This window comes from Puniceibacterium sediminis (assembly GCF_900188035.1).
In the GTDB taxonomy this organism is placed as follows: domain Bacteria; phylum Pseudomonadota; class Alphaproteobacteria; order Rhodobacterales; family Rhodobacteraceae; genus Puniceibacterium; species Puniceibacterium sediminis.
Genome location: NZ_FZNN01000007.1, coordinates 64,225 through 90,535, shown reverse-complemented (window position 1 = coordinate 90,535; position 26,311 = coordinate 64,225). Strand labels below are relative to the sequence as shown.

Here is a 26,311-nt window from a genome sequence, read left to right as displayed (position 1 = left end):
AGCCCTACCACGGGTTGTCGTCTAGGGTAAGGCAGGTTAATCCGGATGGGATCCCTGGCCGACTGGATATCTGCTGAAAAACGGCAACCAACAGGCCCCCGAATGCATTGCGCATCCAGTATGCGCAAATAAAAAGAGGCCTGCCTGTGCAATTTTCAAAGAGCGTTTCATCGGGTTTTATTCGTGGGTTGCTGGGTCTGTTTCTGACGATCAGCCTTTTGGGCGCCACCCCCGCCGCCGTTCAGGCGCAAAGCCTGGTGCCATCATCCGCCACCGGAGCCAGCACAGCTTCGGCTGAAACGGCTCAGGCCGACGCGCTCAGCGCGCTGCTTGATGTTCTGAAGGATGATCAGGCCCGCGCGACGCTGGTTTCCGAATTGGAAAAGCAGGTGTCCGCCGGCACCCCACCCGAGGCCGTCAGAGCGACTGAGGACAAGGACGCCATCAAAGCCGCCGTCAACGATGTGACCAGGCTCGAAGGCAGCATCGTCTCATTGGGTGGCAAGATCGCCCTGATCACACAACAAGGTGCCGAAACAGCGGCCTCCCAGACGCTCATCGCCTGGAACAGCCTCCGAAACGCCGGCAAGGTCTTTGAAGGCCTGCAAGGCAGCGAACTGGCCGTGCTGCTGGAGGCGGCGCAAAGCCTTCTGCTGGTGATCGTGCTGACCGTGGCCGTGTTCCTGTTCCTGCGCAGGCTGGCGATCCCGCTGTTCAAGAAACTGGGTGCCCGCTCGCGCGCCGGATCGCTCGTCGGCAATATGCTCCGGTTTCTGGGGTCCATCCTGATCGACATGTCGACGGTCGTGATTGCCTGGGCCATCGGGTATCTGGTCGCCACCCTTGTGCTGGGCGACTTCGGTCAGATCGATTTCCTCCAGTCGCTCTACCTCAACGCCTTTCTGCTGGTTGAAATGATCAAGGTCGCGATGCGCGCCATGCTGTCGCCATCCTCCAGCGGTCTGCGGCTGATCCCGATCAGCGACAGAGCCGCCCGCCGCCTGAACCGGCTGGTCAACGTGGTGGTCAGCATTCTGGGCTACGGCCAGCTGCTCATCGCGCCGCTCATCACCCAAAGTGTTTCACCGGCCGCGGGAATCGCCGTATCGGCGCTGCTGGCGGTGATCGCGCTGCTGTGCCTGATCGCCGCCGTTCTGATGTACCGCGTCACCGTGGCAAACTGGCTGCACGAACGCATGACGCCAGTGCCGGTCGTGGCAGACACCGGACTCGAAGAAGACCTGTACAGCGACGGCCCCGACGCCATCGATCTGGCCGAGCGCAAGATCCAGGGCTTCCTCGGGCCGTTTGTGCGGCACTGGCACTGGTTCGCGCTGGCCTATCTGGCGTTCATGTTCATCGTCGTGATGAGCCAGCCAACCGATGCGGTGATGGGCTACCTTGCCGCCTCGGGCAAGATCGCGCTGGCGGTGCTGCTCGCCTCGGTCATCACGGGGGCTATTTCCCGGACCATTTCCAAAGGCATCTACCTGCCCGACGAACTGACCAAAAAACTGCCGCTGCTCCAGCCCCGCCTGAACCGTTTCGTGCCCCGCGTTCTGCTGTTGCTGCGCTTCTTCGTGGCGGCGCTGGTGGTGCTCTATATCTTTGATGTCATCGGCCTCATCGCTCTGCGCGGCTGGATGGAAAGCCAGATCGGCCTGACCATGACCGGCAACGTGATTGCGGTCATTCTGGTGCTGCTGGTGGCCTATGGCATCTGGCTGGCGATGACCTCCTGGGTCGATTACCGTCTCAACCCCGAATACGGATCAATTCCCACGGCGCGGGAAACGACGCTGCTCAGCCTGCTGCGCAACGCCGCGACGATTGCGATCTTCATTCTTACGCTGATGTTCTGTCTGGCGGAAATCGGCCTGAACATCGGCCCGCTTCTGGCCTCGGCCGGGGTCTTGGGTCTGGCCATCGGCTTCGGTGCTCAGAAACTGGTGCAGGACATCATTACCGGCGTATTCATCCAGTTCGAAAACGCCATCAACGTCGGCGATGTGATCACCGTCGGCGGCACCACGGGCACGGTGGAAAAGCTGACCGTGCGCTCGGTCAGCCTGCGCGATGTGAACGGCGTGTTCCACATCATCCCGTTCTCCTCGGTGGATATGGTCAGCAACTACACCCGCGATTTCTCATATTTTGTCTGTGACATGGGCGTCGCCTATCGCGAAAATGTCTCCGAGGTGAAACAGGCCATGCTCGACGGCTTTGACGAATTGCGCAGCAATCCCGAAGAGGCCGCCCTGATCACCGCCGATCTGGAATGGTTCGGCCTCAACGCCTTTGGTGACAGCGCTGTGGTCTGCCGCGCACGGATCAAGACCCTGCCGGGCAGCCAGTGGGGCGTCGGACGTGCCTATAACGAAATCCTCAAGAGGATATTTGACGAACGCGGCATCGAAATTCCGTTCCCGCACCAGACAATCGTCTTTGGCGAATCCAAGGATGGCAGGACCCAGCCGATCCGCATCGCAGATGCCGAGGTTCAGAACGATGCGACCGAGGCGAAACCAGCCGAAGATCACGATGAAAGGCCTTCGGAAAACAAGGTCGACACGCGGCTCGCCACAGACGCCGACGATGGGGACAGTTTTGACGACCGATAGCGCGGGTCGCAAAACCGCCTGATAACCGCAATCGTCATGCAAAAGCCCGCTGATCGCCTCAGCGGGCTTTTCCTTTGGCCAACGGTATCCTTCCAAAGTGGCATTGTGCCGGGATCTGAAAGGGCGCAGTCATTGGCCATGACACCCAAGATCCTGACCACGCTCCGCACCTATGACCGGCATCAGCTGAGCAGTGATCTTGTCGCAGGCGTGACCGTCGCCATGGTGGCGCTGCCGCTTAGTATCGCCATCGCCATCGCATCGGGTGCGACGCCGGAAAAGGGGCTGATCACAGCCATCGTCGCGGGCCTCCTGATTTCGCTGCTGGGGGGCAGCCGGGTGCAGATCGGCGGCCCCACGGGCGCCTTCATCGTCGTGGTGTTCGGCGTCATTCACCAGCACGGCTATGACGGGCTTGTCCTTGCCACGCTGATGGCCGGGGTGATCATGCTGGTTGCGGGCTTTCTGCGGGCGGGCAGCCTTGTGGCCTATGTGCCCGAACCGGTGATCAACGGCTTTACCATCGGCATCGCCGCCATCATCGCGATCAGCCAGATCAAGGATCTGCTGGGTCTCACCGCCGCGCAGGTGCCTGCCGAATTCATCGGCAAGGTCGAAACGCTCTGGTCGGCGCGCGATACACTCAGCTGGCCCGCGCTGCTGATCGGCCTGTCCACCATGGCGCTGATCACCCTTTTGCGCCGTCTTGCACCCCGGCTTCCCGGGCTTATCGTTGCCGTGGCCCTCACCTCGGCCTGCGTCGCCTGGGCCAACCTGCCGGTCGATACGATCTTTTCGCGCTTCGGCCCGCTGCCCAGCACCCTGCCTGTGCCCGGCTTCCCCGATATCTCCTTCGCCCGGCTCAGCGAACTGCTGCCCTCGGCCTTTGTCATCGCCTTTCTGGCTGGGGTTGAATCGCTGCTGTCCGCGGCGGTGGCTGACAGGATGATCGGTGGCCACTATCGGCCAAATGCCGAGATTCTCGCTCAGGGGGCCGCCAATATCGGCTCTGCCCTGTTTGGCGGCCTTCCGGCGACCGGGGCCATCGCCCGCACCGCGACGAACGTGCGTGCAGGCGGCAAGACGCCCGTTGCCGGCATCGTACATGCCCTGACGATTTTGCTGGTGATGATGGTGGCCGCACCTCTGGCCGGATACCTGGCCATGCCGGCGCTTGCGGGCCTGCTGATCCTGACCGCCTGGAACATGAGCGAGCCGCACAAATGGCGCGGATACATGCGGGAACGCGTCTCTGACCGCATCCTGCTGCTTTTGACCATGTTCCTGACGGTTTTTGCCGATCTCACCGTCGCCATCGGCGTCGGTGTCGCCATCGGTCTGGCGCTGCGCCTGCGCCGACGCAACATCCCACCCACCGATTGGTCCACCCCGGACCGGTGAAGGTCTGCCTCTGTCGAAACTCTCAGACTTCGCTGGTTGTCACATCCGGCGCGGCAATGCCAAGGGGCGTGGGACGCAGCCGTTCAATCTCCGCGACCAGCGTCGCCGCCCCGGCACCCGAAGTGAACTGCGCCTCGACCCGGGCGCGCCCGCCCTGCGACAGACGCATCGCGGCGTCGGGATCGTTGGACAGATCACGGATCGCCTGCGCCATCACGCGCGGGTTGCGCGGTGGCACCAGGCGGCCGGAAACGCCATCGACGATCAATTCGGTCACGCCGCCTGCCTCTGTCCCGATGGTCGGAACCCCGCAGGCCATCGCCTCCATATAGGCAATGCCCAGCGGTTCCTGCCACGCGGCCAGCGCAAACAGGTGGCTTTCCATCAGCTTGTCACGCACCGCTTCGGCACTGATCGCGCCCAGCAGTTTGACATGATCGCGCAGGTGCAGATCCTTGAGCAGCTTTTCCAGAACCCGCCGGTAACCTGTGCCGCCGACATCATCCTCGCCCGCGATCTCAAGCCGCACATCAACCCCCTGATCCAGCAGCAGACGCATCGCCTGCATCAGATCCTGATGCCCCTTGGGCTGGATCAACCGCCCGCAGCTGAACACCTTGACCGGTTTGCCATGGCTTGGCGGGACATAGGGTGTATCGCGTCGCAGCACGTCGGCATCCACGCCCAGCGGCTGGACCAGAACCCGGTCGGGCAGGGCGCCTGCCAGTGCGTCACAAACCTCGGCGTGCATCTGTTCCGTAATCGTCATGGCAAAAGACGCGCCCTGCCATTTGAACCGCTGCCCCGGGCCATTTTCGGCAAGCGGTCCGTGCAGCGTCAGCGAATAGCTCGGCCCGCCCATACGCTGGGCAAGGGCCGCAATCACCGCTGCCCGCCCGCAGGAATGCACATGGATGTGGTCAAGCTCCTGTGCCCGGGCATAGCTCAGCAGTCGCTGCGCCGCAGACAGGGACAGCAGCACGTCCCGCGAAAACCGGACACCGCCCCGCGCCATCCATAGCGGCAGACCCCGTGGCAGCAGCCGGGCCAGCGCGCCCGCGCCTGCCGCAATATCGGTATCGCTCAGATAGGTGGTGCGCGCGACGGCCTCCTGCGACCAGCCGTGCGGCATCAGCTGTTGGGGCGGCAAAACCGTCGAAAGGATGTCGACATGGTGCCCCAGAGCCTCAAGCGCTGTGATTTCGCGCCAGAAATAGATGTGGGTCTGTCCCGGAAATTGCGGCACAAGATACCCGATCCGCAAAGGATGTCCCAAACCGTCGGCCTTCGTATGATTTTCCCTGTCGCAGCAGCACGACATATGGTGACACATTTTAGACCAATCCCGGATTTGGCCATAGTTTGCAGCTGCGAACATGGCAAAGAAGTGGCGGATTTTTTACAATGTGTGGCCACTTTGGTACGTTCCATGGTCATACCCGCGTCTGCTGACACATTTTCATGGACCCTCTGCCTGTGCGCTGACGCCGAGCAGGGCCAGATCGCGGACCGTGCCCGCGCGGCAACATCCCAGCTTTGCAGAAAATTCTGGCCCGTCGCGCGGTGATCCCCTAGCGTTCATCCAACGGCACAACAAAGGCGGCGCATGGCCCCGATCCAGCCTCAGATCGACACATCGCCCAAGGTCTCGGACGAGGTCCGCAAGACCACCTGCTACATGTGCGCCTGCCGCTGCGGTATCAACGTCCACCTCAAGGACGGCCCCGATGGCAAACGAAAGGTCGCCTATATCGAAGGCAACCGCGACCACCCGGTGAACAAGGGCGTTCTGTGCGCCAAAGGCAGCGCCGGCATCCTGCAGCACAATTCGCCCGCCCGCCTGCGCGCCCCCCTGCGCCGCACCGGTCCGCGCGGCTCGGGCGAGTTCGAGGAGATCAGCTGGGACGAGGCACTGGAAACCGCCGTCAGCTGGCTGAAACCCATCCGCGAAACCGCCCCGGAAAAGCTCGCCTTTTTCACCGGGCGTGACCAGTCTCAGTCATTCACCAGCTTCTGGGCGCAGAATTTCGGCACCCAGAACTATGCCGCTCACGGTGGGTTCTGTTCGGTCAACATGGCCACGGCGGGCATCTACACCATGGGCGGCGCCTTCTGGGAATTCGGCAGCCCGGACTGGGAACACACAAAACTGTTCATGCTCTTCGGCGTGGCCGAGGATCACGATTCCAACCCGATGAAGATGGGGCTTGGACGGCTGAAACAACGCGGGGCCAAGGTCATCGGCGTGAACCCGATCCGCACCGGGTATAACGCCATCGCCGATGAATGGGTCGGCATCACGCCCGGCACCGACGGGCTGTTCATCCTGTCGCTGGTGCATGAACTGCTCAAGGCAGGGCAGATCGACCTCGATTACCTGTCGCGCTACACCAATGCGCCGGTGCTGCTGAACGGCGATGACAAATCACCGGACCACGGGTTGTTCCTGCGCGACGACAGCGGCAAACCGCTGGTCATCGACCGCAACACCGGCAAACCCGCGCCCTTTGACCAGCCCGGCGTGCGCCCCGATCTTGCGGCCAGCTACCGTCACGCCGGTGTCACCCATCGCCCGGTGATGCATCTGCTGGCCGAACGCTACCTCGATAACAAATACAGCCCCGAAGCGGTCGAAACCCGCTGCGGCATCCCCGCCGCCCGCATCCGCCGCATCGCCGCCGAACTGGCACACACCGCCTTTGACGATCCGGTGATCCTGAACCAGCCATGGACCGATTTTCGCGGCGAACGCCACGAACAAATGATCGGCCGCCCGGTCAGCTTTCACGCCATGCGCGGCGTTTCGGCCCATTCCAACGGGTTTCAGACGGCGCGCGCATTGCATGTGCTCCAGATCCTGCTGGGCAGCGTCGAAACCCCCGGCGGTTTCCGCTTCAAACCGCCCTATCCCAAACCCGCCGAAGCGCACCCGACGCCGCACTGCCATTCCAAACCGAACAGCCCTCTGGACGGCCCGCACCTCGGCTTTGTTCAGGGCCCCGAGGACCTCGCCCTGCTGGACGACGGCACCCCCGCGCGCATAGACAAGGCGTTCAGCTGGGAAAACCCGATGTCTTCGCATGGGCTGATGCATATGGTCATCTCGAACGCCCACGCAGGCGACCCCTACAAGATCGACACGCTGTTTCTGTATATGGCGAACATGGCGTGGAACTCCTCGATGAACCCGCGCGGCGTGATGGAAATGCTGACCGACCGGGACGAAAACGGCGCCTACAAGATCCCCAACATCATCTATTCGGATGCCTACAGTTCCGAAATGGTGGCCTATGCCGACCTGATCCTGCCCGACACGACTTACCTCGAACGGCATGACTGCATCTCGCTGCTCGACCGGCCCATCAGCGAACCCGACGCTGCCGGTGACGCCATCCGCTGGCCGGTGGTGGAACCCGACCGCGATGTGCGCGGCTTTCAATCCGTGCTCTGCGATCTGGGCCACCGGCTGAACCTGCCGGGGTTTATCAATGATGACGGCAGCGCGGCCTATACGGACTATGCCGACTACATCACCAACCACATGCGCAAACCCGGAATCGGCCCGCTGGCCGGGTTTCGCATGGGCGACCACGGGCTGACCCACGGACGCGGCGAACCGAACGCGGCCCAGCTGGACAGCTATATCGCGCAGGGCGGTTTCTTCACCGCCCATGTCCCGCAGGAGGCGCGCTATTTCAAACCCTGGAACACCGCCTATCAGGACTGGGCCGTCTCGATGGGTTTCTATGAGACACCCCAGCCCTATTTGTTCCAGCTCTACGTCGAACCCCTGCGCAAATTCCAACTCGCCGCCGAAGGACACGGCGACCGCCAGCCGCCCGACCACCTGCGCGGCCGCATGCAGGTCACCTTTGATCCGCTGCCGATCTGGTATCCGCCAATGTCGGACGGGCACGAGGATCCGGTGGAATACCCGATCCACGCCCTGACCCAGCGGCCGATGGCGATGTATCATTCCTGGGGCGGGCAGAACGCCTGGCTGCGCCAGATCCACGGACACAATCCGCTGTACCTGCCGACGAACCTCATGACCCGGCACGACCTGCGCGATGGCGACTGGGTCCGCGTCACCTCCAGCCACGGCGAAATCACCGTGCCCTGCGCGCATATGGCGGCACTCAACGAAAACACCGTCTGGACCTGGAACGCCATCGGCAAACGCAAGGGCGCATGGGCACTGGACAAGGACGCCCCCGAGGCGACCAAGGGCTTCCTGCTCAATCACCTGATCCACGAACTGCTGCCACCCAAGGGCGACGGGTTGCGCTGGGCCAATTCCGATCCGATCACCGGACAGGCCGCCTGGTTCGACCTGCGCGTCAAGATCGAGAAATCCGCCCCCCCAAAGGAATCCCAACCGGTGTTTCCGCCACAGGTCTCACCCGTCCCGCCTGCACCTCGTAATCTGCGTTGGAAGATCGGCAAATGAGCGCCCAAAACTTTTCAGAAAAGTTTTGCCAAAAGTCTTCACAAGACTTTTGTGGCCCAGCGCGCGCAACCATACCCCAGCCATACGAAAACCATACGCCTGCCATACGCTTTCCATACGGCTTCAAATGACCGATCTGCCCGCATCCACCACCCGCAAGCTGGGTCTCGTCATCGACCTCGATACCTGCGTCGGCTGTCAGGCATGCGTGATTTCCTGCAAGGGCTGGAACACCGAAAATCACGGTGCACCCCTGTCCGATCAGGACCCATATGGCCCGGATCCCTCGGGCACTTTCCTCAACCGCGTGCACTCGTACGAGGTCCAGCCAGACACCGGTCCGGCTCAACTCATCCACTTTCCAAAGTCTTGTTTACACTGCGAAAATGCCCCTTGCGTCACCGTCTGCCCCACGGGTGCAAGCTACAAGCGCACCGAGGATGGCGTCGTTCTGGTCAACGAAAAAGACTGCATCGGCTGCGGGCTCTGCGCGTGGGCCTGCCCATATGGCGCGCGCGAAATGGACGCGGCCGAGGGGGTGATGAAGAAGTGCACACTCTGCGTCGACCGGATCTACAACGAGAACCTCCCCGAAGAGGATCGCACCCCCGCCTGCGTGCGCACTTGCCCGTCAAATGCGCGGCATTTCGGCGATTTTTCGGACCCTGAAAGTCAGGTTTCTCAATTGGTTAGGGAACGTGGTGGCATGGACATCATGCCCGAACAAGGCACACAGCCGGTCAACAAATACCTGCCACCGCGACCCAGAGACGACTGGGCCGACACCTCTGTCCTCGCCCCGTACCTCACCCCCGTTGCCGAAGAACCGCGTGGGTTCCTCGGCTGGCTCGACAAGGCTCTGGACAAGATCTGACATGCACCCGGCCCCCTCGATCATCGCTTTCACGACCTTCTCGGGCCTTGGCTTCGGCCTGCTGTTCTGGCTTGGTATCGACGCAACACCACCCACCGGATGGGTCGCTTTCGTGTTCTTTTTCATAGGCTTCGCCATGGCCGTCGGTGGCTTGGCCGCCTCGGCGAAACATCTTGGCCGTCCCGAACGCGCGCTCAAGGCGTTCACCCAATGGCGCAGCAGCTGGCTCTCGCGCGAGGCATGCTGCGCCGTGGCCGCCCTTGTCACGATGGGCCTCTACGCGGCGGGTCTGGTCTTTGCCGGTTATGACCTTGTCCCGCTTGGCTGGCTGGGTGCCGCGCTGTCGCTTTTGACCGTGTTAACCACGTCAATGATATACGCCCAGCTGAAAACCGTCCCGCGCTGGCACAGCGTTTGGACCCCGCCACTGTTCCTCAGTCTGTCGCTTGCAGGCGGCGCGTTGCTGTCGGGGCGGGTCACGGTCGCGATGTCATTGATGCTGATCGCCGGGGCGCTGCAAGTCTGGTGGTGGTACAGAGGCGACAAGGCGCTGGGTCAATCCGGCACCACGCTTGGCACCGCCACGGGTCTGGGCGGGCGCGGCACGGTCCGCGCGTTCGAGCCGCCCCATACCGGCAGCAACTATCTGCTGCGGGAAATGGTCTATGTCGTTGCGCGACGCCACGCGCTGAAACTTCGGATCATCGCCCTTGTTTTTATGGTGGTTGTACCGGTGGCGCTTTTGCTCGCGCCATTCCACCACATCACCGCCCTGCTGGCGGTGCTGAGCCATGTCGCGGGCGTTCTGACCGCCCGCTGGCTGTTCTTTGCCGAGGCCGAGCATGTGGTGGGGCTTTACTACGGCAAGCGGTAGTCCCGGACGGGTCGTATCACTTGGTTCTGCGCCCGTTCAGCCAGCGACCAAACCGGCCGCGCTTTTCGGCAAAGGAATCCCCGGCGGCCTCAAAGCCATCGTTCATGTCTTCCAGTATCGGATCGATTCGATTGCGGCGGAATCTCCGCCACCGCACCCAGATCGCCCAGAAAAAGGCGGCCAGTAGCGTCAGGATGATGATGTTGACCCAGGGGATGATCGTTACATCCGGGCCGTCCACCGCGCGGATCCCCACTGCATTCGGAAAGATCGAATAGAATTCGTTGCGCCAGCCATAATGCGTCAGCACCGCCCATTGCGGCGCTGCAGCGGTCGAACGCAGATCAGAGGCTTCGGCCTGCAGGTTAGAGGTGTCGAACTTGAAGTAGGGCGGCCAGCCCCAGCCAGTGTCCTCGTTGCGATAGACCATGACATCCCCGCCGGCGCGCCGTGTCTGAATAAAGAACACGTCCCGGTTGGCGACACTCCCGTCCGTGCCCACGTCCGGCTGTGCCCAGAACCAGCTGTTCTCGCCCGGATCGACCCGTTTACCGTAGGTGTCGGTGATACGCACGATGTCGTGCTGCGGCAGGGTGTAGTGCAGGAAGGTGGCCAAGCAGCCCCAGAACAGAAGGATAAAGACCCATTTGACGTAGACCATCGCGGTCTCCTCTCAGTAGAAATTGACGAGGTAGATGATCAGCCCCATCAGTGTAACCGGCACCACATAGACGCCAAGGATCAGCTTGCGCCGCAAGGATCCGTCATAGTCTTTGAGCCCCTGTTCGACAAAGGCATCCCGATCACCGGTCATGCCCTCCTCTTTCCATTCGGCCATCAACTTGCCGCGCCGCACAGAGCGGGAATAGAGCGAAATGCCGATATAGACCAGCGTCAGCAGGACAAAGCCACCGACCATCAATTCCAGAAAGGCGATCATTGTTTGCTCTCCTTACTGTGGTATCCGGACCGATCCGTAGCGTACTTCCAGCCGCGGCGCTATCTATGCCGAGGTGCCTTGATCGAAGAAGTGCGTGGCCATCAGACCCGCTTCAGGCCGGATCGCAGCTTGCGCAACTGTTGATGCAAAGCCTGCAACTCGTCCAGGCTCAGTCCCGTCGCCTCAGCCGCGCAGCCTGGCACATGGGCGGCCTGCGCCTCCCGCGCGCGTCCAGTGTCTGTCAGATCGACAGAGACCCGCCGCTCGTCCGCGCTGTCCCGGGTCCGCTGCACCAGCCCCATCGCTTCGAGTCGTTTCAAAAGTGGGGTCAGCGTGTTGGATTCCAGTGCGAGCCGCTGTCCGATGTCCCCGACGCTCAGCGGTGCGGCGGCCCACAGGGTCACCATCACGAGGTATTGGGGATAGGTCAGGCCAAGCGGTTCCAGCAACGGCTTGTACATCCGTCCGAAGGCGTGGTTCGCAGCATATAGGTCAAAGCACAGCATGTGCTCGAGACCAGTGGTTTCCGGATCGGTTCTGCTCATGGCCGAGAATTATATCGCGCACGATCTAGTCGCAAGCCTTGACTGTATGGCCGTGCGGACATTATGTATCGCTCACGATTTAAGCGTGCACGATAAAAGGGAGAGCTCAATGCCGACCAAGATTGTTTATTCCATCAGCGCCACGTCCTCTGGCGGCGGCCGCAACGGTCACACACAGACCGACGACGGCACGCTGGCGTTTGATCTGACGGTTCCCAAGGAAATGGGTGGTCCGGGCGGCGACGGTGCAAACCCGGAAAAGCTGTTTGCGGCGGGCTACGCGGCCTGCTTCATGGGCGCGATGCGGTTCTACGCCAGCCAGAAAGAACTGACTGTCCCGGATGATGCCAAGGTGCACGTCACCGTGGGCATCGGCCCGCGTGAAGATCTCGGCTTTGGCCTCGACATCCAGATCAAGGTCGACCTGCCCGGCGTTGACCCCGAAATCGCGAAGAACCTGATTGAGGGCGGGCACGGCGTCTGCCCTTATTCCAACGCGATCACCAAAGGTCTGACCATCACGCCCGAGCTGGCCTGACCTGTGCCACGTTTTTAACGAGTGATGCCCCGCCAGCCTTGCCGCTGCGCGGGGCTTTTTTCTTGTGTCGTCCTGCCGGCTTTCCGCTCTGGGTGATGGCCTTGGGAAACAGAGAGGTTGTCAGGTAGCCGGGGCCAACGGAGGGCCTGTTGGTCTTCATTGGTCCTGCCTGCATGTGAGACGCTTGGGCAGGACGACAAATGTGTTGAGCCCGTCAGGTAAAACAATGACCATTTCGCGGCTCTTCTCTGTGCTCTGCAGGGCGGATTTTTTCGCTATTTTTCGGGTTCCGGGAACGGAAAGGTCGGCTATTGAAACTTTGGTGATAGTGGCCAAAGGCGAGGGGCAACCTATGACGGCGCATCACCTTGAAATGCCCCGAAAGGTGCGATCACTATGGCCGCGACGGTCATATGACCCCCAGTTCCATGACAAGAGGCGAAACAGCTATGCCCGGCGATATCCAGATCACTGCGATGAGTGTAGAAGAGCTTGAAACCGTCCTCGGCTGGGCGGGCGAAGCCGGATGGAATCCGGGGATGGCCGACGCAGAGGCTTTTCATGCCGCTGATCCAATGGGGTTCTTCCTCGCGCGGGTGGAAAATACGCCTGTTGCCGCGATCTCGGTCGTCAATCACGGGGCAAAGGATGCCTTTCTGGGGCTTTACATCTGCCACCCGGATTGGCGTGGCAAGGGTCTTGGGATGGCGATCTGGCGCCATGCCATTGAGCATGCGGGGGCGCGATCGATCGGCCTTGATGGGGTGCCGGAGCAGGAAGCCAACTACCGCATTTCGGGGTTCGTGCGCGTGGGATCCACGCTCAGGCATGAAGGACGCTGGCCTGCCAGAACGACGCCCGGCATTTGTGCGCCGCTCCCAGGCGATTTGGCCACGTTGATCGAACTGGATGCGCGGGCCAATGGTGTGACGCGGCCGGTGTTTCTAAGTGCTTGGCTGCAGCCCAAGGGCGATCTGCGCGGCACCCGAATCCTGAGGCGCGATGGCGGTATCATAGGCTTTGCAACTTGGCGCGCCTGTCGTGAGGGAACAAAGATCGGGCCAATCATTGCACCGGATACCGCGTCGGCGCTTGATCTGATTGCTGACATCGCCGACCTTCGCCCCAACGGGCCGCTGGTCATTGATCTGCCGTCCTCCAATGCGGCCCTGCGGTCCGCGCTTGAGGGGGCTGGGTTTCAGGTGCCCTTCGCCACAGCGCGGATGTATCGCGGCTGCCCGCCAAGTGTCGGCCCAAGCCTTCAGGCGATTGCGACGATGGAGCTGGGATAGGGTGCGACGTCTGCCCCAGAGTCACAGGGCGCTGACTGATACCCTGCGGATGTGAAATTTGGGCCAAAACTGCCCCGGGCGCAGAGAAAATCGCGCCCCTTGACGGGATCTGGCAGGGCTAAACAACTGGGATCCACAGCGCGCCAGATCGACGTCGATCCCAAGCACGTCCAACCAGCGATTGGCGTGATGATTGATCAAATTCTCCAGCCCTTTGGTTTTGATGTAAAAACGCCGACATGTGCGGCGCGACGATGGCACCCATTAGCGTGACCGCTGTCGTATCGCGCAGATGTATTTGATCCCACGGTTTTATGGTGCGATCCCGCTCTCATGCGTGGGACAAAGCAAGATGGGACAAGTTCATCACGGGAGCAGCTTCGGAGCCTGAGCACCATCTATTCCCGTGCAATGCGCTTTGACATGATATGCGAGGCCAATGGCACCCAGCACTGCCTCACAAAGCCGGACCGCCCCTTGCAACGAGGGACGGTCAGTCGTGCCCGCAACTGACCAAAAAACTTGGCGCGCCTGACCTGTTCAGATCTGCTGGATGTTGAAAAAGCGAGACAGATTGTTTCGAATGCGCGCCAATGGCGTCTCTCCGGAAACATCAGGTTCAAAGGTTTGTCCGGTGATGGTTTGAAAAGCGTCGACATAGACCTGAGCCGTAGTGTCGATCAGTTCTGCCGGAATTTCCGGTAGCGCATCGTGATACGGGTCACATCTGGCATCGACCCAGGTGCGAATGACATCCTTGTCAAAGGACGGCGGGCGGGTGCCGCCCGCAAAAGCACTGTCATAGCCATCGGCCAGCCAGAAACGGGAGCTGTCGGGGGTATGAATCTCATCCGCGAGAAAGATCTTCCCGTCCTCATCCGTGCCGAATTCGTATTTTGTATCCGCGAGGATCAGACCGCGATCCGCAGCGATCTCCTGTCCTCGGGCAAATAGCGCCATGGAAGCTGAAGAAACAGCGTCCCACTGGGCCTCTGTCAGCAGGCCCTGCGAGAGGATTTCTTCAGCGGTCAATGGTTCGTCATGCCCGCCATCAAAGGCCTTCGTGGTCGGTGTGATGATGGGGCTGGGCAGCTTTGCATGATCGCGCAACCCATCAGGAAAGGCGTGCCCGTAAATGACCCTTTCGCCAGCCTTGTAGCGTGTCAGGATGGAGGTGCTGGTTGTTCCCGCCAGATATCCGCGCACGACGATCTCGACCGGGAGGATCTGAAGTTTTCTGGCGATCACGACGTTGGGATCCGGATATTCAATAACATGATTTGCGCAAATATCAGCGGTGCGCTCAAACCAATATCGCGCCATTTGGGTCAGAACCTGCCCTTTGAACGGAATCGAGGCAAGGATGCGATCGAAAGCAGATATTCTGTCCGAGGCAATGAGAATGCGCCGATTCCCAGGAAGGTCGTAGCAGTCACGAACCTTTCCGAAGTAGGGATTGCTGAGCTCGGGGATGCGAGCGTGATCGAGTACGCGATTGGGGAGGGTCATGTAGGGCTGTCCTGGATTGAGCGTCAGTGTTGACCAATTCGGCTAGCACAGTCTCGGACGGAAGTCCGCTCCCTCCTGCACAGATTTTTGGGGCGACCGCAGGATTGCGCAAGCTGCGCAATGGCTGCTTTCTTTAACGCCGATGCCGTAGCCAACCTTCGGCTCAGCGAGGTGTTTACTGGTCCAGTGGGGAGATCGGGAACGGCCTGACAGTGCCGAAACTCAGATGCGTCACCTGTCTGATTGGCGTGGCTGTGCCTGCCATCGCGCTCCGGGCTTTACTTCACTATGTGGACAAGACCGCCGGTTTCCCCTTCCAGCACCCCATGTTCCGCTCCGGTCGGCCTGAGCATGGCGGCAAGCAGTACCGTGGTCGGAGTCCAGTAGGGGATATACCATTCCTGATCTACCTCTAGGATCAGGACCTTGTCGGCCAAGGCGTCATAGGCTCCGATGACCGCGACATGGGGCCCGTCCCAATCGCCGGTGACGACACCCTGATTGAAGTAGAGCAGCAGCGCGTCATCGGCAGAGGCTTCGTTGGCCTTCAGCAGCGCGCGCACATCGTTCAAAGTGGTGGCGGCGTCATTGGCGGGCTTGAGGATCTTTGTGTGATAGCCGCCCATTTCTGCGGCCTTCAAGGCCGCGTCGGTGAATCGAACGAGCTGGTCGAACGTCACCCCGTCGCCGCCTTCGGCTGACAGAGTGACCCAATCGGCCTCGCCCACCAGATCCAGCATCTGCTGCTGCGTGGTGATCTTGTCTTCTGAATTAGCTGGCAGGCCGCGCAGACCGTTGAGCGCCCCGGTGACAGCAGCGATAGAGCAGGCGGAGGTTGTCACCTGCGGCTTGATGAAGGCCGAGAAAGCCCAGTAATCGGGGGCCGCCGCGCCGGTCAGATAGGCGTGATCAGCAGTGACGGGCACGGCATCGGGCCCAAGCTTGGGGATCGGCGCCTCGCCAGAGGCGCTGTCTGCGATCAGCGGGCCGGGCGCGAGGAAAAGAGCCAGCAGAGCGGGAACAAGGCGGGTGGTTCGACTCATTTTCGACGTGTCCTGAAACAGGGAATGATGAGCGATGCTAGCAGTGTCCGACGCCCGGTCAATTGGCAAATGCAACACCCTGACATGATACCTTAGCGCTGGAAAACTCCGTTTCCAGCGGCGTGGTTGCAGCGCGAATTCGACGTATGGAGCGATAGAATACGGTTACAGCATACCTTCTGTTCGAAACGATGTTTCCCGGTCTTTACCGATGATTACGTGATCATGGACGGTGACCTCAATGGCTTCGCAGGCAAAGCGAACCCGTTCCGTCATGTCGATGTCTTCCATGCTGGGGGTCGGATCACCCGATGGGTGATTGTGAACGAGGATCAAGGCGCTGGCATTCAGTTCCAGCGCGCGTTTGGCCACTTCACGGGGATAGACCGGCACATGGCCCACTGTCCCCGTGGCCTGCGCTTCGTCCGCAATGAGAATGTTCTTTCTGTCGAGAAAGAGAATGCGGAATTGTTCGGTTTCGCGGTGTGCCATGACGGTGCGGCAGTAGCTAACCAGATCCCCCCAAGACGACATGATTTCCCGGTTCAGAACCTTGGCTTGCCCCATTCTCTGGGCAAAGGCCTCGCTCAGACGCAAATGATAATAGACCCATTCATTCGCCCCTTCGACCTGCAGCACGCGAAATTTGGACGCCGCGATAACGCCGTTCAGATCGCCAAAAGTGGCCAGTAGCCTTTTGGCCAATGGTTTCACATCAATGCGCGGGATCGCATTGAACAGAAGCAATTCCAACAATTCGTATTCCGGTAAAGGTGCGTGCCCGCCTTTGAGAAATCGCGTGCGTAACCGTTCCCGATGCCCCCAATAATGCGGCCTCTGCACGCCATCGTCCCCTGTGACCAACCCGCCGCCGGCAGAATGTTCAGCCGACAATCGGGTGGTTTTTTGGTAGGCGGGCGCATTGGCGGGTCTTGTTTCGACGCCGGCTGGTACCGACCGTGCCTCAAGGTCGCGAAGACCCTGCAAGGCTTCTTCTGAGAACCCCGCAGGACCTGACGGCCCCTTCTTGTGCCGCGCCCGCAGAAAACCCTTAAGAACGGGGCTGTCTTCGATGCTGCGCACATGGTTTTCCAGCCATCTGCTCATCGCCATTTCGTATGCCTCTTCGCGGGGTATGCCCTCTGTCGCCAGACATTGAAGACTCAGTCATGGTTAACGTTGACTTAACCGAACGTTCAAGCCGACGTTTGAAAGGTTAAAATCAATGCATATTTCGTCGTCAAAGTCTTTCACCCGGAACAGTCACTTCAAGACATCCGCCCTCAACAGAAGGGGCGGATATACTGATGCATCAAAATACTTCCTCATCTGCCCGACGTTTAAGATTGTCGGATGGGAGGGCACTAAATGCTCAGATCAATACGAAACGCGTCGCCAATGCCGCCCTTCCTGTGCCTAGCAGCAAGTGTGTTCAACAAGCATATAATGTGGTGGACAGTCGGCATGCACCTGTCGCTCTGCCGAACGAACTCGCATCATGCTAAGCTTGGCGAGATCGCCATTGCCCGAGGAAAAGAAGATTGCCCTATGCTGACCTGAATGGAGCGCGTATCTATTTCACCGACACTGGTGGTGACGGTGAGGTCATCGTGTTTTCACACGGGCTTTTGTTCAATGGCGCGATGTTTGAGGCACAAATAGCCCATTTTCGAAAGCACCATCGCTGCATCGCCTTTGATCACCGTGGTCAGGGCCAAAGTGGTGTGACCAAAGGTGGATATGATATCGAGACGCTGACCGCAGATGCGGCGGCACTTATCAGGCACCTTGAGATCGCGCCGTGCCACTTTGTCGGACTCAGCATGGGCGGGTTCGTTGGTATGCGCTTGGCGGCTCGAAACCCGGATTTGTTGAAAACGCTCACGCTTCTGTCTACTTCTGCAGACCCTGAACCTGTTGAGAACGGGGCAAAATACCGGCTTCTTAACCTTGTGGCCCGCTGGATCGGGCTGTGGGCTGTTGTTGGTCGCGTCATGCCAATCGTGTTTGGGCAGACCTTTCTGACCGACGCTACCCGAGCGACGGAAAAGGTGCGGTGGGCGAAGGCGATTGCCGCCAATGATCGCATCGGCATCACCCGGGCGGTGTCGGGTGTGATTGAACGTGTCGGCTGCGGTGACCTTTTGGAATTGATCAGGATGCCAGTCGGTATTGGCGTCGGTGATGAGGATGTCGCCACGGAACCTCGGAAATCCATGCCATACATGCGGCGATCAAGGGGGCGAAACTGGAGATCTTCAATGGCGCAGGGCATTCCTCATCAATCGAAGCTCCGAGGCAGGTCAATGATCTGATCGGGCGGACGATCCAGCGATCTCAAGCATTGCGTAACTGAGCCGATCAGTCTCAGAAAAGCTGAGAACTGGTCAAAATGCATGTACACCTGTGTAGGTCACCAGGAAATTTGCGAATTGGACCTGCAGATGATCCCCGCTGTCATATTGCTAAAGCGTGACCTTCATCAGGTGAAAAGTCGCCGGACCGTTTTCCTGTTCCCCAAAACTCCACATGTGGTTGATCTTGGTTATATGCGGTCCGATTACAGTCGTTCCCCGGCATTGCCGTTTTAGATCTACAGCATTCCCGCGTGGCCGAAGGAACCAAGGTGACCTCCCGCAAGGTTGGTCTCAATCACGCGGTGCGATGCGGCCCGATGGTCGCGACGACGGCCAGCATAAGGCCGGAAACGGTGGCGATCATCCCCGCAGCCGAAACTGCATCGGTGGCACCAAACCAAAGCGGGCCATAGCCGGCAAGGACATAGCCTAGAATTGCCGAGAGGGCAGCGAAGGCGACGCTCCACCATATTTGCGCGGACAGGCGGTTGGTCATCATCCGCGCCGTCGCGGGGGGGCAGATGAACATCGCGATCACGATGATTGATCCGACCGCATCAAAGGCGGCGACGGCAGCGATGGCGGCGGTGACAACAAGCCCAAGACTGATCAACTGGACCGGGATGCCAAGGGTGCGGGCAAAACCTTCGTCAAAGGTGGTGAGCTTCAGCGGACGCCAGAAGATCCAGGTGAAGCAGGCAACGGCCAGCAGGGTCAGCGCCATGCGCGGCAATTCGGGGGGCAGCCCCTGCAGGGCCACCGGGTCGAGCAGGGACGACCAGCCGGTGGCGTCTAGCCAGATCAGGCTTTCCAGATTGCCATAAAGCGCATGTTCCACGTCCAGATGCACAGAAGACGTGTCGGATTGTTCGAGCAAAAGCACCCCGGCGGCGAACATGGAGGTAAAGACAACCCCCATCGCCGCGCCCACATCGACCCGGCCAAGACGGCGGATGCTTTCGATCAGCACCACAGCCACAAGGGCTGCCCCGGCGGCGCCCAGCATCATCGGCCAGGCGGCGATCTGGCCGGTCAGCAGGAAGGCGACGACAATGCCGGGCAGGACGACATGGCTGATGGCGTCCCCGATCAGCGACTGCCGACGCAGCAGCAGAAAGTTGCCCGGCAGCGCGCAGGCCACAGCGGCGAAGATGCCGATCAACAGCGGCGCAAGCGAAAGGATGACGAATTCGGCGCCCATCAGATGGCCCTCTGCTCAGAAGTGATGCGGCGGTCCAACTCAGCGATCTGGTCGGGGGTGAGCACGTCGAGGATCAGCGTCAGGCCGTCGTCGCGGGCGGACAGTTCCGACAGATGCGCGCTCGAACGCAGCGCCTGCCAGCGGGTTTCGTCCCGCAGGGCGGCGGCGGCATGGCTGTGGCCCTTGGCGGTGGGGACGCCATCGGCGCGCACCAGGCCAGCGCGGCGCAATAGGCAGCGGGTCATGGCCTCATAAACCGGCTGGTTCTGGGCGAGGGACAGCAACCCCTGCCGCAGATGGACATGGCGTTGATAGGCGCGGTGGCGCACAACGGCAGAAAGAATTCCCCGCGCCGGAGAAAGCAGCAGTGAGGCGATGAAGAATGCGAATCCGACCAGCACGATGATCGGCCCCGTCGGCAGGCCCGGGGCGGTCGCGGAAATGGCGGCGCCGACATAGCCCGAGAGGCCACCGAACAGGCCGGCGAGCAGCACCACCCGGTCGGCGCGGTTGGACCAGAACCGGGCCGTGGCGGCGGGGATGATCAGCAGGGCAACAATCAGGATCAGGCCAACAACCTTGAGGCCGACAACAGTGATCGCCATCACCAGCGTCATGATAGCCAGGTCCATCCGTTGCACGTTGATGCCTTGGGTTTCCGCATATCCGGGATCAAACGCCACCAGAAGCAGCGGCCGACGCAGGGCGAGGGCGCTGGCAAGGACTGTGAGCCCCCCCGCGGCGATCAGCATGGCATCGCTGAACAGCATACCCGCAGTGGACCCAAGGAGGAAGCTTTCAAGCCCGGCCTGACGGCCCGAGGACAGGGTTTGGACAACCGTAAGAAGGACAATGCCAAAGCCGAAGAAGACTGACAGTACCGCACCGATCGCGGCATCCTCGGCAAGCCTTGTCTTGCGGGTAAGCCAGGACACGCTGAGCAGGCCAACCCAGGCCGAAAGAGCCGAGCCGAACATCAGCCCCGCGAGGTTGCGCCCGTCTCCGCCAAGGGCAACCATCAGCATGAAGGCCAGCGCGAGTCCGGGCAGCGTTGCGTGGCTAACCGCATCGGCGACCAGAGAACGTTTGCGCAGAAACAGGAAGGTGCCCGTGGCACCGGCGGCAAGGCCCAATGCCGCCGAGCCGAGCGTGACCAGCGTGGCGTTATAGCCGATCTGCAGGAGCAGCGCGTCAATCATTCAGGCTTCCTGCGTCAGTTGGGTAATCTGTCCGTCGGCCAGCCGCCCGCCATAGGTGGCCTGCACCGTTTCCGGGGTAAAGGAGGCGGCAATCGGCCCTTCGCCCATCTTGCGGCGGTTGATCAGAAAGACATTGTCGAAATAGGCCCGCACAGTGGAGAGGTCATGGTGCACGGCGACCACGGTCTTGCCTTCGGCCCGAAGGCTTTTCAGCACGTCGATAATAGCGCGTTCTGTTGCCGCATCGACCCCGGCAAAGGGTTCATCAAGCAGATAAAGGTCGGCCTTTTGCGCCAGCGCACGGGCAAGGAAGACGCGCTGTTGCTGGCCGCCCGAAAGCTGGCCGATCTGGCGTGAGGCGAAATCCTCCATTCCGACGCGGGCAAGGCATTCCTTTGCGTGGGTAATGTGGCGCGCACGGACGCGGCCAAGCAGGCCAAGGTCGCGATAAAGACCCATCAAGACCACGTCCAGAACTTCGGTCGGGAAGTCCCAGTCGACGCTTGCGCGCTGGGGGACATAGGCAATGCGGTGGGCCTGTTCGGCGAGCGGGCGTCCATAAACGGTGACGTGGCCAGACAGCGGTTTCACGATGTTCAGCGCGGCCTTGAGAAGGGTCGATTTCCCCGCGCCGTTGGGGCCGATGATGGCAGTCATCGCACCGTCCTGAACGGTCATGTCGACCGAGAATACCACCGGCTGTTCGCCGTAGGACACGGTGAGCCCCCGGATGGCAAGCGGGCTTTGCGCAGGATCGGTGTGGGGCAGGGCGGCGGTCATTGCTCAGGCTCCGTTCGTCAGCTGGCCCGACATGCCCGTCGCGGGGATGTCGGCACCCAGTGCGCGGGCGATGGTGGTCACATTGTGGTCGATCATGCCGATATAGGTGCCCTCGTAGGTGCCCGGTTCGCCCATGGCGTCAGAGTATAGTTCACCACCGATCTGGACGGCATGGCCCTGCGCCGCGGCACCTTCGATCAGGGCGCGGATGTTGCGATCTGATACTGAGGTTTCCACAAACACCGACGCAATCTTGCGGCTGACGAGCGTATCGACAAGGCCGCCGATGCGCTGCAAGCCGGCTTCGCTTTCGGTCGAGATGCCCTGAATGCCGAGGACTTCAAAACCGTACTGACGGCCGAAATAGCTGAAGGCGTCATGGGCCGTGACAAGAATCCGGGTTTCTTCGGGCACCTTGGACAGGGCGTCGGCTGCGTAGGTCGCGGTGGCGTCGATTTCGGCCAGATAGGATTTGGCGTTCGCCTCGAACGTCGCGGAGAGGTCGGGACGAGCTTGGCTCATCGCGTCCCGGGCGGCCAGAACTGCATGGCGCCAAATATCCGGAACCATCCAGATATGCGGATCGGGGCGGCCTTCGTATGCGGCGTGGTGGAGGAGCTGGTCCTTGGGGACGGCCTCGCCGATGGGGGCGACGGATGAGCGTTCGCCAAGGCGAAGCAGAAAGTCCTCCATCTGTGCTTCGAGGTAGAGACCGTTCCACAACACAAGATCGGCGCGTGTGAGGGCGACGATGTCGGTGCGGGTCTGGCGGTAACTGTGCGGATCGACACCAGCCCCCATCAAGGCAGTCACGTCTACCACGTCGCCGCCGATGTGGCGCGCGGCGTCGGCGATCATGCCGGTGGTGGCGGTGATGGCCAGCCGGTCCTGCGCCAAGCCGGTTGTGGGCACAAAAGACACACTGGCGAGGCCAAGGAGGAGCGAGCGGCGGTCGAGTTTCATAGTCGGTTCAATCCTGTTTGTTAAAATTGAATATGAGAGTCATTCGCAAATAGTCAACTCAATTGCGAGTAACTCGCAATAACGGGGCGAAGTTCCGCCGGAACGCCCGGCCTTTGCGCGCGGGGTGGCGTTGCGTTGCTCTTGAACTTGTGTGCCGCGGCCGCCACAGTTGTCGCAAACGGCTTCACGACGGAGGATAACATGCCGGATTACGGAGTGTCCGGGCAGGGGACTGCCCTCAGTGGGGTCGGAAACCTTCCGCAAACTCTTGAACCGCGCAACCCGGGGATCCCGCTGGATCTGGACTGGGTGATGCGGGCCACGGCGAACCGATCCGCGATCGAGCGGCGGGCGGCATCCTTGCCCGGTCGGCGGTCGGTCAAGAAAGAGTGGCAGGCTGCCTGGCTGGCGCGGGCGATTTCCTGCATCGATCTGACGACGCTGGCAGGCGACGATACGGTGGGGCGGGTGCAGCGGCTGTGTGCCAAGGCGCGTCATCCGGTGCGCGCAGATGTGCTCGATGCACTGGGTCTGCCAAGGCTGACGGTCGGCGCGGTTTGTGTCTATCACGACATGATTGCCCCCGCTGTCGCGGCGCTGGCCGGGTCCGGCATTCCTGTTGCGGCGGTGTCTACGGGGTTTCCGGCGGGGCTGTCGCCCTTTCACCTACGTGTCGCCGAAATTGGTGAAAGCGTGGCGGCGGGTGCTGCTGAAATCGATATTGTGATCTCGCGTCGGCATGTGCTGACGGGGAACTGGCAGGCGCTTTATGACGAGATGCGCGATTTTCGTGCGGCTTGCGGCGCGGCGCATGTGAAGGCGATCCTTGCCACCGGTGAGCTGGGGACGTTGCAAAACGTGGCGCGGGCGTCGCTGATCTGCATGATGGCAGGGGCGGATTTCATCAAGACCTCGACCGGCAAGGAACCGGTGAACGCGACACTGCCGGTGACCCTGGTGATGTTGCGGGCGATCCGGGATTATCACGAGGCGACCGGGTTTCGCGTGGGTTACAAGCCCGCCGGCGGGATATCCAAGGCCAAGGATGCGCTCACTTACCTCGCGCTGATCAAGGACGAGCTTGGAGATCGCTGGCTGCGGCCCGATCTGTTCCGCTTTGGGGCGTCCTCGCTGCTGGGCGACATCGAGCGGCAGCTGGAGCATTATGTGACTGGCGCCTATTCGGCCAACTGGCGACACGCCATGGCCTGACGGGGCTTTTGGCTGGTCGGATTTGCGTATTTGGAAAGAGAAGAAGAGATGAGCGTGAGCGAGATATTCGAGTCGATGGAATATGGCCCCGCAGCCGAGAGCGCCGCTGAGGCGAAGGCCTGGCTGGCAGAGCAGGGCAGCACGTTCGGCCATTTCATCGACGGTGAAATGACTGCTCGGGGCGACGGCTTTGAAACCCGCAACCCAGCGACCGGAGAGGTTCTGGCCACCCTGTCACAGGCCGGGTCGGCCGATGTCGATGCGGCGGTCGCGGCGGCGCGCCGCGCACAGCCCAAGTGGGCAAAGCTGGGCGGACCGGGGCGGGCGCGGTTCCTCTATGCGCTTGCGCGGCTGTTGCAGAAACACTCGCGGCTTTTCGCCGTGCTGGAGACGTTGGATAACGGCAAGCCGATCCGCGAGAGCCGGGATATCGATATTCCCCTCGCGCAGCGGCATTTCTACTACCACGCCGGGATGGCGCAGCTGATGGAATCTGAGCTGCCGGGACGCGTCGCGCTGGGGGTTTGCGGACAGATCATCCCCTGGAATTTTCCGCTGCTGATGCTGGCCTGGAAGGTCGCACCGGCGCTGGCCATGGGCAATACCGTCGTATTGAAGCCCGCAGAGTACACTTCGCTGACGGCACTTCTGTTTGCCGATATCTGCCGACAGGCGGGCCTGCCCAAGGGTGTGGTGAATATCGTGACCGGGGACGGCGCGGTGGGCGAGATGATCGTCAGCGCAGAAGTCGACAAGATCGCCTTTACCGGCTCGACCGAGGTGGGCCGCAAAATCCGCGAGGCGACGGCCGGTTCCGGTAAGGCGCTGACCCTGGAGCTGGGTGGCAAGAGCCCGTACATCGTTTTCGAGGATGCGGATATTGATTCAGCGGTCGAAGGTCTGGTGGATGCGATCTGGTTCAATCAGGGGCAAGTCTGCTGTGCCGGGTCGCGCCTGCTGGTACAGGAGGGGATCGCCGAGCGGTTCTATGCCAAGTTGCGCGCGCGGATGGATGGCATGCGGATCGGCAACCCGCTGGACAAGTGCATCGACGTGGGCGCCATCGTCGATCCGGCGCAGCTGGATCGGATCCGGGTGCTTGTGGATCGAAACAGCGAAGGCGAAACCCACCGGGCCGCAACGCCCTGTCCCGAGGGGTGTTTCTATCCGCCGACGCTGATCACAGGGCTTAGCCCGGCCTCGGCCCTGATGCAGGAAGAGATTTTTGGCCCGGTGCTGGTGGCGACGACCTTCCGCACGCCGTCAGAGGCTGTCGAGATTGCCAACAACACGCGCTACGGGCTGGCCGCGACGGTGTGGAGCGAGAATATCAACGTCGCACTGGACATCGCACCGAAACTGGTCGCCGGGGTGGTCTGGATCAACGGAACCAACATGTTTGACGCGTCAGCCCCATTTGGTGGGATGCGCGAATCCGGTTTTGGTCGCGAGGGAGGCTGGGACGGATTGCTGGCCTATACGCGCGAGGACGTTGGCGCGAAGGCGCTGAAACCGGTGAAGGCGTTCAAAGGCGATGAGGCCAATCCCCAGGCCGTCGACCGCACGGCAAAGCTCTATATCGGAGGCAAGCAGGCGCGGCCCGACGGGGGCTATATGCGCAATGTCTATGACAAGGCGGGCAAACTGATCGGACAGTCACCGTTGGCGAACCGCAAGGATATCCGAAATGCGGTCGAAGCAGCGCGGGGGGCAAAAGCCTGGGCCGGGACGACAGCACATCTGAGGGCGCAGATCCTATATTATCTGGGTGAGAACCTTTCGGCCCGTGCAGGCGAATTCGCACGGTCCATCGACCGGATGACCGGCGGCCGCGACGGCGCCCGCGAGGTTGACGCTGCAGTGAACCGTCTGTTCACCTACGCAGCCTGGGCCGACAAATACGAAGGGCGCGTGACGCAGGTGCCAATGCGCGGGGTCGCGTTGGCACTGCGCGAACCCTGTGGCGTGATCGGCGCGCTTTGCCCGGATGAAGCGCCTCTGTTGGGCCTCATCTCGGTGCTGGCACCAGTGATCGCTATGGGCAACCGGGCGGTTCTGGTCGCATCGGATGCCTTTCCGTTGATCGCGGCGGACCTTTATCAGGTGCTCGATACATCAGATGTCCCCGGGGGGGTGGTCAACATCCTGACCGGCAGCCACGCGGAACTGGCACCGACTCTGGCGAGCCACATGGATGTCGAAGCCGTCTGGAGCTTTTCGACGGCGGATGTTTCTGCGGTGATCGAAAAGGGGGCTGCGGGCTCATTGAAACGGACCTGGGTTAACAACGGCATGGCGTGCGACTGGATGGGGCCGACGGGTGAAGGGCGAGCGTTTCTGGATGCCGCGACCGAGGTCAAAACGGTTTGGGTGCCCTACGGCGCGTGATCCGGCCGACCGGGCCAGTGACGGCGATCGAACAATTGTGATCCATCCCTGAGACAGTGCTGGTGGTTTCGCCAGAATCACCCTATGGGACCCCTCTTGCGCTGCTGAAATGTAGCCTGACATT

Annotated in this window: 21 protein-coding genes; 10 read left to right on the top strand and 11 right to left on the bottom strand. The window is 61.3% G+C overall.

The genetic code is table 11. The annotated features are described in order from the left end of the window. Window positions 1-146: 146 nt before the first annotated feature. Complete coding sequence (locus tag CHB75_RS09550) at window positions 147-2,621, top strand: mechanosensitive ion channel domain-containing protein (RefSeq protein WP_245840859.1); 2,475 nt, start codon at window positions 147-149, stop codon at window positions 2,619-2,621. Between the two features lie 138 nt (window positions 2,622-2,759). Continuing rightward, window positions 2,760-4,022, top strand: coding sequence for a SulP family inorganic anion transporter (locus CHB75_RS09545; protein WP_089270416.1), 1,263 nt, complete (start codon window positions 2,760-2,762; stop codon window positions 4,020-4,022). 22 nt (window positions 4,023-4,044) lie between these two features. Here CHB75_RS09545 and epsE read toward each other — a convergent pair whose 3' ends face one another. Then, a complete protein-coding gene (gene epsE, locus CHB75_RS09540; protein ID WP_245840857.1) occupies window positions 4,045-5,298 on the bottom strand; it encodes an exopolysaccharide biosynthesis GT4 family glycosyltransferase EpsE in 1,254 nt (417 codons plus the stop codon). A 330-nt stretch (window positions 5,299-5,628) separates the two neighbouring features. On the opposite strand from epsE, the gene CHB75_RS09535 reads away from it, so the two are divergent. The 3 genes from CHB75_RS09535 to CHB75_RS09525 all read left to right on the top strand — a co-directional run bounded on the left by CHB75_RS09535 (window position 5,629) and on the right by CHB75_RS09525 (window position 10,220). Beyond that, window positions 5,629-8,472 carry a molybdopterin oxidoreductase family protein gene (locus CHB75_RS09535; RefSeq protein ID WP_089270319.1) on the top strand — a complete coding sequence of 948 codons (2,844 nt, stop codon included), beginning with the start codon at window positions 5,629-5,631 and terminating at the stop codon, window positions 8,470-8,472. A 127-nt stretch (window positions 8,473-8,599) separates the two neighbouring features. Next, complete coding sequence (locus tag CHB75_RS09530; RefSeq protein WP_089270318.1) at window positions 8,600-9,346, top strand: 4Fe-4S dicluster domain-containing protein; 747 nt, start codon at window positions 8,600-8,602, stop codon at window positions 9,344-9,346. Between the two features lies 1 nt (window position 9,347). Beyond that, the gene (locus CHB75_RS09525; RefSeq protein ID WP_089270317.1) at window positions 9,348-10,220 is read left to right on the top strand and encodes a dimethyl sulfoxide reductase anchor subunit family protein; all 873 of its coding nucleotides are present in this window, start codon (window positions 9,348-9,350) and stop codon (window positions 10,218-10,220) included. Between the two features lie 16 nt (window positions 10,221-10,236). On the opposite strand, the gene CHB75_RS09520 is transcribed toward CHB75_RS09525, so the two are convergent. From CHB75_RS09520 to CHB75_RS09510, 3 genes are all read right to left on the bottom strand, one after another. Beyond that, window positions 10,237-10,881, bottom strand: a complete 645-nt coding sequence (locus CHB75_RS09520; protein WP_089270316.1) for a DUF1523 family protein — start codon at window positions 10,879-10,881, stop codon at window positions 10,237-10,239. 12 nt (window positions 10,882-10,893) lie between these two features. Further along, window positions 10,894-11,160, bottom strand: a complete 267-nt coding sequence (locus CHB75_RS09515) for a hypothetical protein (RefSeq protein WP_089270315.1) — start codon at window positions 11,158-11,160, stop codon at window positions 10,894-10,896. Between the two features lie 101 nt (window positions 11,161-11,261). After that, window positions 11,262-11,705 carry a MarR family winged helix-turn-helix transcriptional regulator gene (locus CHB75_RS09510; protein ID WP_089270314.1) on the bottom strand — a complete coding sequence of 148 codons (444 nt, stop codon included), beginning with the start codon at window positions 11,703-11,705 and terminating at the stop codon, window positions 11,262-11,264. A gap of 109 nt (window positions 11,706-11,814) precedes the next feature. Here CHB75_RS09510 and CHB75_RS09505 point away from each other — a divergent pair, with 109 nt between their 5' ends. Both CHB75_RS09505 and CHB75_RS09500 read left to right on the top strand, forming a co-directional pair. Further along, on the top strand, window positions 11,815-12,243 hold the full coding sequence (locus CHB75_RS09505) for an organic hydroperoxide resistance protein (protein WP_089270313.1): 429 nt from the start codon (window positions 11,815-11,817) through the stop codon (window positions 12,241-12,243). Between the two features lie 449 nt (window positions 12,244-12,692). Next, the gene (locus tag CHB75_RS09500; protein ID WP_089270312.1) at window positions 12,693-13,535 is read left to right on the top strand and encodes a GNAT family N-acetyltransferase; all 843 of its coding nucleotides are present in this window, start codon (window positions 12,693-12,695) and stop codon (window positions 13,533-13,535) included. A gap of 540 nt (window positions 13,536-14,075) precedes the next feature. On the opposite strand, the gene CHB75_RS09490 is transcribed toward CHB75_RS09500, so the two are convergent. From CHB75_RS09490 to radC, 3 genes are all read right to left on the bottom strand, one after another. Beyond that, window positions 14,076-15,044: a phosphoribosylaminoimidazolesuccinocarboxamide synthase gene (locus CHB75_RS09490; protein ID WP_089270310.1), complete on the bottom strand. Its 969-nt coding sequence runs from the start codon at window positions 15,042-15,044 to the stop codon at window positions 14,076-14,078. Between the two features lie 278 nt (window positions 15,045-15,322). Beyond that, a complete protein-coding gene (locus CHB75_RS09485; RefSeq protein ID WP_089270309.1) occupies window positions 15,323-16,087 on the bottom strand; it encodes a phytochelatin synthase family protein in 765 nt (254 codons plus the stop codon). A 165-nt stretch (window positions 16,088-16,252) separates the two neighbouring features. Then, the gene (gene radC, locus CHB75_RS09480) at window positions 16,253-17,200 is read right to left on the bottom strand and encodes a RadC family protein (RefSeq protein WP_245840855.1); all 948 of its coding nucleotides are present in this window, start codon (window positions 17,198-17,200) and stop codon (window positions 16,253-16,255) included. 497 nt (window positions 17,201-17,697) lie between these two features. Between radC and CHB75_RS09475 the strand changes: the two genes are divergently transcribed. Then, a complete protein-coding gene (locus CHB75_RS09475; protein ID WP_281253201.1) occupies window positions 17,698-18,402 on the top strand; it encodes an alpha/beta fold hydrolase in 705 nt (234 codons plus the stop codon). Between the two features lie 337 nt (window positions 18,403-18,739). Here CHB75_RS09475 and CHB75_RS09470 read toward each other — a convergent pair whose 3' ends face one another. From CHB75_RS09470 to CHB75_RS09455, 4 genes are read right to left on the bottom strand one after another with little or no spacing between them, the layout of a single operon-like run. Beyond that, window positions 18,740-19,648, bottom strand: a complete 909-nt coding sequence (locus CHB75_RS09470; RefSeq protein WP_089270308.1) for a metal ABC transporter permease — start codon at window positions 19,646-19,648, stop codon at window positions 18,740-18,742. Then, window positions 19,645-20,844, bottom strand: a complete 1,200-nt coding sequence (locus tag CHB75_RS09465) for a metal ABC transporter permease (RefSeq protein WP_089270307.1) — start codon at window positions 20,842-20,844, stop codon at window positions 19,645-19,647. The genes CHB75_RS09470 and CHB75_RS09465 overlap by 4 nt, the downstream gene beginning before the upstream one ends. Then, entirely contained in the window at window positions 20,845-21,624 is a 780-nt protein-coding gene (locus CHB75_RS09460) for a metal ABC transporter ATP-binding protein (protein ID WP_089270306.1), read from the bottom strand. 3 nt (window positions 21,625-21,627) lie between these two features. Then, on the bottom strand, window positions 21,628-22,587 hold the full coding sequence (locus tag CHB75_RS09455; RefSeq protein ID WP_089270305.1) for a metal ABC transporter solute-binding protein, Zn/Mn family: 960 nt from the start codon (window positions 22,585-22,587) through the stop codon (window positions 21,628-21,630). Between the two features lie 201 nt (window positions 22,588-22,788). On the opposite strand from CHB75_RS09455, the gene deoC reads away from it, so the two are divergent. Together deoC and CHB75_RS09445 are read left to right on the top strand one after the other, a co-directional pair. Next, a complete protein-coding gene (deoC, locus tag CHB75_RS09450; RefSeq protein WP_089270304.1) occupies window positions 22,789-23,799 on the top strand; it encodes a deoxyribose-phosphate aldolase in 1,011 nt (336 codons plus the stop codon). Between the two features lie 48 nt (window positions 23,800-23,847). Further along, on the top strand, window positions 23,848-26,187 hold the full coding sequence (locus CHB75_RS09445) for an aldehyde dehydrogenase family protein (RefSeq protein WP_089270303.1): 2,340 nt from the start codon (window positions 23,848-23,850) through the stop codon (window positions 26,185-26,187). Window positions 26,188-26,311: the final 124 nt, after the last annotated feature.